This window comes from Clostridioides sp. ZZV15-6598 (assembly GCF_020657705.1).
Taxonomy (GTDB): domain Bacteria; phylum Bacillota; class Clostridia; order Peptostreptococcales; family Peptostreptococcaceae; genus Clostridioides; species Clostridioides difficile_F.
This window is the reverse complement of sequence record NZ_JAGWCS010000269.1, coordinates 1-1,511: the sequence shown is the minus strand read 5'-3', so window position 1 is coordinate 1,511 and position 1,511 is coordinate 1. Positions and strand designations below refer to the sequence as shown.

Genomic DNA, 1,511 nt, shown 5'->3' with positions numbered 1-1,511 from the left:
TTGATATATCAAAATTAAAATACTAACTTAGTACTAAGTTTACAACTGCAAGTATACCTATAACCCAAAGTGTGATACTAATTTTATCAGTTTCTTTAGCTACAACATGCATTATTATATATGAAATAAATCCAAAGCATAAACCAATACTTATACTATAAGTTAGAGGCATCAATAAAACTGTAACAAAAGCAGGGACTGCTATTTTGCTATCAGCAAAATCAATTTGTTTTATACTTTCAAACATGAATACACCAACCATAACAAGTGCAGGTGATGCAGCATAAGTAGGAACTATACCAAGTAATGGTGTAAATATAAGTGTAGCTAAGAATAATGCTGCTGTTACTACAGAAGCAAGTCCAGTTCTTGCACCTGCTGCTATACCAGAAGCTGATTCTCCAAATGTTGTAACTGTACTAGTTCCTAAAAACGAACCTATTAAAGTAGAAGAAACATCTGCGTATAACATTTTTCCAAGGTCTTTTATTTCTCCATTTTCATCTTCAAGACCCATCTGTTTGCAACAAGTAATAAGGAATGCTAATGAATCAAACATGTCTATAAACATGAAAGAGAATATAGGTCCAATTAATGAGAATTTTAGTGCTCCTATAATATCTAATTTAAAAGCAATTGGTGCTATACTTGGTGGTGTTGAGATTATTGCTGTTGGTAATTCTACAAATCCACATATAATAGATATTACTGTTGCTACTACTATACTTATTAATATTCCACCTCTAATTTTTTTGTATTCTAATATTGCCATTAATATAAGTGCAAAAAGAGCTATTAAAACTGTTGGTGTAAAATCTGCAAGTGAAACTATTGTATCTGGGTTTGCGATTATAACCCCCATGTTTTTTAAACCAACAAAAGCAAGGAAAAGACCTATACCTGCTGAAGATGCTACTGCTAGTTCTCGAGGAATTGCATCAGCAATTGTCTTTCGAAGACCTGTTACTGCAAGTGTGAAGAATACACATCCAGATAAGAATACAACTCCAAGACCTGTTTGCCATGGAATTCCTGCTCCTATAACCAATGAATATGTGAAGAATGCATTTAGACCCATACCAGGTGCTAGTGCAAATGGTGCATTTCCTAAAATTGCAAATATCAGTGTACCAATGGCTGTAGCTAATATAGTAACTGTTATAAGTGCTGCTTTATCCATACCAGCTTCAGATAATATTGCTGGATTTACGAAAACTATGTATGCCATTGTTAAGAATGTAGTAACCCCACCTATTATTTCTGTCTTAAGGTTAGAGCCACGTTCGCTGAATTTAAACATCTTGTCTAAAAAGCTTAATGATGAATTATTTCCATCTGGTTGTACATTATTAGTGTTTGGTACCATTTTTACCTCCAAAAAACTTTAAAATATAAACAAAAAAATATATATTCATATAGATAGAATAGAATATATATTAAAAAAGTTAACATTCTATTCATAGAAAACTCATTTAAGGTGAGTTTGTAGAGACTATTAGACCATATTACTA

At 32.0% G+C, this 1,511-nt stretch carries 1 protein-coding gene and 1 riboswitch; the gene reads right to left on the bottom strand.

The annotated features are described in order from the left end of the window. Nucleotides 1-22 precede the first annotated feature (22 nt). Nucleotides 23-1,366 (bottom strand): NCS2 family permease, encoded by a 1,344-nt coding sequence (locus KGF50_RS21445; protein WP_227849938.1) that lies wholly within the window; start codon nucleotides 1,364-1,366, stop codon nucleotides 23-25. 74 nt (nucleotides 1,367-1,440) lie between these two features. Further along, nucleotides 1,441-1,511: riboswitch (purine riboswitch) on the bottom strand. This riboswitch is flagged as partial in the annotation.

Excerpts from the sequence above, each read along its gene's own strand:
- KGF50_RS21445 (WP_227849938.1), bottom strand. The coding sequence starts at position 1,366 with ATGGTACCAAACACTAATAATGTACAACCAGATGGAAATAATTCATCA.